The following is a 7,928-nucleotide window of genomic DNA, read 5'->3' as shown; positions in this document are numbered from 1 at the left end:
TTTATATATTCCAGCTTTTCCCAACCCAATTAAGGTAATTTTAGACATGATTTATTACTATAACCCCTTAGAAAAGAACTATTTTCCTTATCTCTATTTGGTTTATGCAGTTGGGAATAAAGTTTGTAAGTACTTCTTACTTACTTCTGCCGATAGTTTTGTATTCCCAGGATAGCCATCGGTTTCAACTGTGATCCAGCCATTATAATTGATTTCTTTTAAAGCTGTAGCAATTGAAACAAGATCAAGCTGACCTGTACCAAGAGGAACAAAACCAAATGGATCTTTGGTATAGTCCTTTAGGTGCACATATTTAATTCTTTCTTGATACTTATGAATAAGTTTTGAATTATCTGATCCACCAGCAGCCAAATGGGCGGTATCGGGACATAAGTTAATTTGAGTATTGCTCATCGCTTTATCGACCTGTTCTGGGGTTTCAACGCAAGTTCCAAGATGAGGATGAAAACTTGCTATTAGACCATACTTTTTTGCTATATCAATTACTTTGTCCAAACCTTCCCCAAGTTGTTTATAATCACTCTCTATTGTTCCTCCAACTCGCTTAGCCCCTCCTCCAATAACAAGATGTTGAGCCATCAATTCAGCTGCTGTTTCAGCAACTTTTTCAATTTTCCATAGTTCTTCCCCAAGTATTTCTTGAAAAATAAAATTTGCTCCTGAATAAACAGCTATAAGATCAATATCGAGACTCTTAAGTAATTTTTTTAAACTTTTTTTTCCTCCAGGAAACTCGATTAAATTACCATCAAATAATTCAACCCCATCATAGTGAACCTCAGCAATCTCACGAATGGAGTCCTCAGTTTTCCCATTTGCGAGATATAAAAGATCTTTTATGCTGGTTACCCCGACTGGATGACCAACAACCCCAAGTGAATTTGTTGCATGCCCAAATTTCATTTTTTTTTCCTCCTTAAAATTTAAGTTAATTTTAAATTTGTTTTAAATATAATTCTATATGATAATGAATGAGTTTTTAAAGATTCATAAAAACTTGGATCATTATTGAATAAAAAAACATCCGATTCTCTCAATATTGATTGACTACCTCATCAATAATCTTAAGAGCTTTTGGAGTTGTTATCACATCTTGGTTCAAGGTAATCATTGTTCCGGCATGATCAAATAAAGCTTCTAGTTTTGGATTTCTTTTGGATATACCACTAACGATGGCAATTTGAGAGTGGGTCATTTGCATTTGAGTACGGAATCCAAATATAACCGTATCGCCCCGTTTGATTTCCCCGGCAGCATTTTTTAATACTCCATGATAATCAATGATTTGTTGCATAGGAATTGATTCAAATTCTTTTAAGAAAATATTCTGGGGAGAATTTCCAATTAAGGCATGAGACATTTGATTATCATTTTTAATGTCTGACCAAAAACCACCACCAAATACATAGGCATTATGTCCTACGAAATGACTTACTTCAGTTAAATAAAGATAACTGGGTTTTTCTGGAAGTCCATCTTTAAATGCATGATTTGGAGTGGTTCCTAACAATCCATGGCCAGGTTCGACGTGAGTAGCTCCAAAACTGGATAAGAGTGGAAAGGTTTCACTGGAGGTATTTCCAGGAGCATTAACCTGGGTTATATCTATACCCATCTTTCTCAATTTATCAGCAGCCTTGATTATTGTTCGAAAATTCTCGGTAATTTCAACTGGGATCTGACTAGTTGGATTATAACGAATACAGGGAAATGAAGTCACCCCACTAATTTTAACATTCGGTAAAGCATTAATTTTTTTCACGGTGTTTTCTAACTGTTCTTCTGGGATACCCCCCTCCTGACCAATAAAAAACTGATCTCTTGGTCCAACTACCCTCAGTAAAAGACTTTGAATTCTCCCCATTTTTTGGGCAATTTGAGATATTTCTTCCGCAAATTCCAGACTAAAAACGGTGATAACATCAGGATTCAGATTCAAGGCAAATTCTAGATCGCAACGTGGTATTTGATTGAGATGTCCAATATGTCCAATCGGCACACCATAACGATGCAGGATCTTCGCTCCTTGAATATCCACTGCCACTACCTTGTAGAGTCCGTTTTTAATAGCTACTAAATTTACTAGCGGATTTCGACAAAATTGTTTTGACATAACATAGGTGGTGAGGTGGTATTCTCTTGCTTTTTCCGCTAATATTTGTGCATTAGAAGCGATCGTATCCAAATCAATAATCCAGGTGTTGGGTGGTAATATTCTATTTTGATGGAAGTCCACAGCAATTTCTATTAATTCTGGATTTCTTTTTTTTAAAGTATTTAAAAACATTGAATTCCTCCCTATTTTATTCAATAATAAAACACTTCAATAAATGTATTTTATAATCTAATTTTTTAGCTTATTCTTTTGTTTGTCCCTTTTCCTAAAAATTCATATAGCATTATTATTTTTCATAGATTGGGCCATGATAAGTAAAAGAAGCCATCCTAATATGGCTGGTAATGTGTACCAAAGAATTGCCATTCGTAGATTGGTAAAGTCAGCCAGTATTCCAAATAATCCTGGGCCAAAAGCATTGGTAAGGGTCATAAGTCCCATCAAGAAACCAAATCCCATTCCCTTACCCATTGAGCTGGTGAGCGTTGAAACATAAATGTTTTGAACGGGTGAAAAACCTAACCAAAAGCCCCCCAACAGAAAAAGAAGGATATATACCAGAAAAAGCTGGTGAGAGATGGCCAAGAAGAAAATTATTGGTGCAATCATTCCCGATAAAAAAAGTAATATGGTCAGTTGGTTATAGCGGTCGGACAAGATGCCAAAGGTAAGAGCAAAAATCATACCTCCGAGGAATATTAGTCCAGTTCCATAATTAGCGATATCAACGGGAAGATTGAATTCTCGTACTAAATAGGTAGGGGCAAAATTAACAATAGCGGTGATACTGAGGATCCGAAGCGATAGGCCGATAAAAAAAAGAGCAATAATTTTAAGAGAAAAACCAGGAGCTGTTTTCGTGTTTTGGGTCATATCTGATGACCTTGAATTGTCCGGTTTGGGAATTATTGGCTTTCGGATGAAGAGAAAAGCCAACCAAACTCCAGGAATAGCCGTGAGGAAGAAAATTCCTCGCCAGTCTACCATTTGGAGAAGTGAACCGAAAATAAAGAATACTCCTAAAATTCCCACCACTCCCCAAAATTCAAAAAACCCATAAATTTTACCTCTTTTTTCCCGGGCGTTTTCATCAACGGCTGCATACATGGAAGGATGATAGGTACTCACGCCAACAGCGGCTAATAATAAAGTTGCAATTAGGGTACCTTCAGTATGGCTAAACCCTGACAAAAAGAAACCGACCGAGGCTAACAAAAAACCCAAGCTAATAATTGACCAGCGGGAAAAGCGATCGGAAAAATGTCCAAAAATGAGAGAAAAAACGGCAATGGTTAAAAGAAAAGCAGTTAAGATTCCACCTGCCCATCCATAACCAAGTTTAAATTCGTCAAGAATAACGGGAAGAACCGAAGGAATAACAAACCAATAAATATCGTTTACAGCATGGCTGGCATGACTGAGAGTGGTGAAGTTTTTAATCGGATTTCATCCCCTTTCATGGCTATTGATAATAAAGTTTATTGCCTTCATTTGGCATAATGGTTGTCTATCCTGAAAATACACTAACGCTTAAAAATGCCGTCATCCTGAGCCCTCGCTTTTCGAGGGCGTGAGGATCTCATCTTTTAGGTTCTTTCTTCATAAATACTTTAAAGGATGAGATTCTCACGTCACACAATACGTTCCTCAGAATGACGGAGTGGTTGGATGAGATTCTCACGTCGACCAAACAAAAATCGGTTGGACTTCTCGCAATGACGGATTTAGATAACTCTTTTCATCCTCAACTCATACTGCAAAGCAGCATGAGGGTCTACTCTTTTTAGATTCTATATAAGCTTAAAGAGTTTTCAAGAAATTGACAAGGGAAAAAATTGAATGATTGAAATCCTTATAAGTTAATGATAGAATTTCCTTCGTCACTTAGAATTCAATTGTATAGGGTATGAGGTGAAGATATGCCAAATATAAAATCAGCTATTAAAAACTTAAGACAAAGTCAAAAGAGAAGAATTCAAAATCTCAGTGTGAGAAGTTCAACCAAAACTACAGTTAAAAAATATTTACAATTGATTGAAGCTGGGAAAATTGAGGAAGCCCGAGAATACTTACCGGTTGTTCAAAAGCAACTGGATATGGCTGCAACCAAAAATGTTTTTCATAAAAACAAATCTTCCCGGATCAAATCCCGTTTAGGGAAGAAACTGATTGTTTCAACTGAGGATGAAGTGTCGGAGTCCTAACCGAAATTTGATCGATAAAATCCAACATCAGAATGGAAAAATCGCTATTGGTGGTTTTGAGTAGCCTGTCCATATGACGAAGAGCATAAAATAAGTTCGTTATTTCGGATGGGCTAAATTTTTTACTATAGGTTTTAATTTTTCGAATTTCAAAAGGACTCACTCGGTTCTTTTTCCACAAATCCTGGTTTTCTACTCCAGTTATTAGAACTTGTGCCATCAAACGAAAGCGGCGGGCAATCATCGATACGAGGAGACTAGAAGGATAATTAATTTTTTGAAGAGAACAAAAATATTTGGTAGCAAGTTGAGTATCACGGTCACTAAGGGCATCTAAAAATCGAAATAAAAGAGTCTTTTCACTTTTTTCAAAGAAGAGCTCTACATCCAATGGCGTTCGTTTCGGTAAGAGTTCGGTTTGACGAATAAAACCCATGATATCTTCCTCTCTGAGATTGTATTCCCTCCAATATTTATATAGGCTTTTGATCACTGCTGCAGGGAGGCCAGAAAACTTCTCTCCGGCGGTTTTTCCAATCCACTGGTAAAATTCCTTTTCACCAAACCCGACATGAATGATTGTGACGTTCGTCCATGGTTTGGTTAGTTCACCTTCGTTTAAAAAAAGAAATATTAAATTGTCAGGAATAGATTTTTTTTGTGCAATTTCTAAAGCACCTTTTTCTGAAATCCCATCAAGAAGAATTATTTCCTTTTCTGGGAACAACTTAGGAAGCATTCTTTCCGCTTCCATTTCCTTCCAGGTTTTTTCATTTTCTACTCGATAGACGATATTGGTTTTAAATTTGGTTTTTATCTGTGGAAAATAGTACTGCTCCCAAAAATGACGACTGATATTGAGAGAAATAAGAAAAAAATACTGGTTATTGGGAATGTCACTCGTTATCCATTTTTGAAAAGTCGTTTTTTCCATGAACAATAACCTTCCAATTCTTTCTTTGGATGTGAAAACCAACCGCACCATGGTAATCAGTCCGGTAATATGGTATCCCTAATTCGTTCAAAAGCTTTAGGGTACGTTGATCAGGATGACCATAACGGTTTTCACCTGTAGATATTATAGCAAGAGATGGCCGAACTTGTTGGATAAGTTGCGCTAAGTTGGTTGTATAGGAACCATGGTGAGGAATAATTATAACCTCCGATCGAATTATATTTTCTCCAGCCTTAAGAAGTTGGTGAATCCCCTCCTCTTCTATATCGCCACAAACTAAGCAAGAAAAATTCTGGATAGAAAGTCTATATACTAATGCTTGATCATTTTCTTGAAACCCGGAAATCGGAATTATTTCTATTTGATAGGGATGGTGATGCTTAGAAACAGTGGGATATTCAATTGAGGTAGTTTTTATCCCGCCCTCCAGTTCGCTTTCGAAACGTCCATAGATCCCGGAGATGTCATATGCTTCTACTAAACTTTGGATTCCTGCGGTATGGTCCTGATGATAATGAGTGAGATAAACTGACTGAAGTTGATGTATACCATAATTTTTTAGGAAAGGGAGCAATATGGTGTATCCAGTATTCCCGTAGTTTCTGATGACTCCTCCGGTATCAATACAAATTGCTTGATTGTCAGATAGGCTTATCATTGCTAAACCTTGTCCAACATCCAAAACCCAAACCTGGAACTGAGGTTGTGCTGAGAAGCCAAAAATGACCAAAACCAGTGAGAACAAAATCATGCTTTTCAGTAGGATAGCTTTTGATTTTTTCACCATCAGCAAATCAATTAGGAATAATAATAATATCCAGAACACCCAACCGAAAATCTGTTGATTTTTGGCTTCAAATTTCCAGAAGAGATGAGGAATATTATTTTGGCTCCACTCCGATAGTATAATCAGGATTCGAATCAAAAGACGTATGAGATGGGAAAAGACGTTAGTCAAGTGTGGAATCCATGAACCAAGAATAGAAATAAAATTAACGAGTATTGAAAGTTGAGCAATGGGAATTAAAATAAGATTGCTGGTCCAGATGAGACTGGAAAAAGAAAGCCGGTTAAGGATAAGAAGAGGAAGCGTAAAGATAGTAACAACCGTTGAGAGTAAAATGCCGTTGGCTATCCATTGAAACAGTTTGGTATATTGAGAGGAGTTTTGGATTTGGGAACTATAAAGGATAATTGCCAGAGTTGATATAAATGAGAGTTGACATCCAGGTTGGAAGATAATTTCCGGTTGAAGGAAAAACATCACCATAAAGGCAATAGAAATGAAATGAATCGAGAGGGTGTTACGACCTATTTGCTTGGCGATGAGAAAAAGGGCGAACATAAGAAAAGCTCGAAAGGCAGATGGTGCAATGCTGCAGAAAAAAAGATAGAGGAGGCAGAAAAAAATACTCAAGCTCACGGCTAAAGACTTTGGGAGATGGATTTTCTGTAAAATAAAGAGAAGAATTCCTCCCAGGATAGTGAGATGGAGACCAGATATGCAAAAAGTATGATAGATGCCAGTTTCCTGCAAAAGTGCTGTACTATCCTGGAAAAGGTCATTTTTTTCTCCCCAAAGCATGGCAGCAAAATAGGGATATTCTTCACCAAGTTTCATTCTCCATCGATTAGATAAGGCATTTCTCGTTCGTTCAAAACTCGATAAGAAATTATTCCAAAAGGTATTGTTGTCGATCGGGTGGCATTTATATACTTGGATTTCGCCAAAAATTCTTTTTTGTCTCCAATAAGTTTGAAAATTGATTCCTCCAGGATTGGAACAAGCCAGATAAGGTCGAAATAGTCCGGTTACCTCTACCCTCTGAAATAAAAATTGATCAAGCTCTTGTGCTGGATTTTTTAATAAGAGAACCGGCCGATATCCCGAAAAAGATTCAATTTTACTCAAATAATATTTTTCATTAATACGTTGGATGGTTCCCTGATAAGTAACCTTTGTACCCTGGACCAATCGAAAAGCATCTATTGGAATCTGGTAGGCGAGATAATGTATAAAACCAGCAATCATCAACCAAAAAAGACAACTCGCCAAACAAAACCAGCGAGAATACTTGTGAAGCAGGATTTGTCCAAAAAAGCCCAAACCGATTAAAACTATAATCATTAATAGGGATAAATTAATATATTCTTGAATAAAAAAACCAATGATAATCCAGACACTAATCAGAAAAGCCGGATAACGGAAAAATTGAAAGGATACAAAAGAAGGAATTCTATTCCTATCCTCGGAAGAAACCAGAAGATTTTTTTTTGGATTGAAGTCTTGGTCTTGAATAAATTCCATGGTTTTAAATGACTCTATTAATTATTATTGCATAATTGTTAATAAATATTATCATTATAATATAAAGTTATAATACACATATCCAGTGGTTTTGAAAATACCTTAAACCTATTTTTTTATTCGAGGTTGTTTCTTTTTTTGAAGGATGCAAAAAAGCAGCCAGAATAATGCCTTTTTTTCTATAATCATCTATCCTGAAAAAATCATGAACAAATAAAAAATTCCGTCATCCTGAGGTTCCGTGTTTTGAAGCCGTGAGGCTCTAAACCCTTAGTTTCTTTCTTCATAAATACTTTAAAAGGATGAGATTGCCACGTCGCATAA

7 protein-coding genes are annotated in these 7,928 nt (G+C 36.4%); 2 read left to right on the top strand and 5 right to left on the bottom strand.

What is annotated here, in order from left to right; all coding sequences use genetic code 11:
- Nucleotides 1-102: 102 nt before the first annotated feature.
- From PLK24_RS05860 to PLK24_RS05850, 3 genes are all read right to left on the bottom strand, one after another.
- Nucleotides 103-924, bottom strand: coding sequence for a sugar phosphate isomerase/epimerase family protein (locus tag PLK24_RS05860; protein ID WP_324477207.1), 822 nt, complete (start codon nt 922-924; stop codon nt 103-105).
- 130 nt (nt 925-1,054) lie between these two features.
- Nucleotides 1,055-2,308: an alanine racemase gene (locus PLK24_RS05855; protein WP_324477204.1), complete on the bottom strand. Its 1,254-nt coding sequence runs from the start codon at nt 2,306-2,308 to the stop codon at nt 1,055-1,057.
- Nucleotides 2,309-2,410: 102 nt separating this feature from the next.
- On the bottom strand, nt 2,411-3,577 hold the full coding sequence (locus PLK24_RS05850) for an MFS transporter (RefSeq protein ID WP_324477209.1): 1,167 nt from the start codon (nt 3,575-3,577) through the stop codon (nt 2,411-2,413).
- 212 nt (nt 3,578-3,789) lie between these two features.
- On the opposite strand from PLK24_RS05850, the gene PLK24_RS05845 reads away from it, so the two are divergent.
- Together PLK24_RS05845 and rpsT are read left to right on the top strand one after the other, a co-directional pair.
- The gene (locus tag PLK24_RS05845; RefSeq protein WP_324477201.1) at nt 3,790-3,924 is read left to right on the top strand and encodes a hypothetical protein; all 135 of its coding nucleotides are present in this window, start codon (nt 3,790-3,792) and stop codon (nt 3,922-3,924) included.
- 132 nt (nt 3,925-4,056) lie between these two features.
- Complete coding sequence (rpsT, locus tag PLK24_RS05840; RefSeq protein WP_324477199.1) at nt 4,057-4,341, top strand: 30S ribosomal protein S20; 285 nt, start codon at nt 4,057-4,059, stop codon at nt 4,339-4,341.
- Here the strand turns inward: rpsT and PLK24_RS05835 are convergent.
- Nucleotides 4,280-5,275 (bottom strand): DNA polymerase III subunit delta, encoded by a 996-nt coding sequence (locus PLK24_RS05835; RefSeq protein ID WP_324477197.1) that lies wholly within the window; start codon nt 5,273-5,275, stop codon nt 4,280-4,282. The genes rpsT and PLK24_RS05835 overlap by 62 nt on opposite strands.
- Nucleotides 5,238-7,604: a DNA internalization-related competence protein ComEC/Rec2 gene (locus PLK24_RS05830; RefSeq protein ID WP_324477195.1), complete on the bottom strand. Its 2,367-nt coding sequence runs from the start codon at nt 7,602-7,604 to the stop codon at nt 5,238-5,240. Before PLK24_RS05830 ends, PLK24_RS05835 begins: the two co-directional genes overlap by 38 nt.
- Nucleotides 7,605-7,928 lie beyond the last annotated feature (324 nt).

Origin of the sequence: Atribacter sp., assembly GCF_035418125.1 — a bacterium.
GTDB lineage: Bacteria > Atribacterota > Atribacteria > Atribacterales > Atribacteraceae > Atribacter > Atribacter allofermentans.
This window is presented reverse-complemented; position numbering and strand designations above follow the sequence as displayed.

Coding starts and splice junctions, on each gene's coding strand:
- PLK24_RS05860 (WP_324477207.1), bottom strand. CDS start 924: ATGAAATTTGGGCATGCAACAAATTCACTTGGGGTTGTTGGTCATCCA.
- PLK24_RS05830 (WP_324477195.1), bottom strand. CDS start 7,604: ATGGAATTTATTCAAGACCAAGACTTCAATCCAAAAAAAAATCTTCTG.
- PLK24_RS05835 (WP_324477197.1), bottom strand. CDS start 5,275: ATGGAAAAAACGACTTTTCAAAAATGGATAACGAGTGACATTCCCAAT.
- PLK24_RS05845 (WP_324477201.1), top strand. CDS start 3,790: ATGACGGAGTGGTTGGATGAGATTCTCACGTCGACCAAACAAAAATCG.
- PLK24_RS05855 (WP_324477204.1), bottom strand. CDS start 2,308: ATGTTTTTAAATACTTTAAAAAAAAGAAATCCAGAATTAATAGAAATT.
- rpsT (WP_324477199.1), top strand. CDS start 4,057: ATGCCAAATATAAAATCAGCTATTAAAAACTTAAGACAAAGTCAAAAG.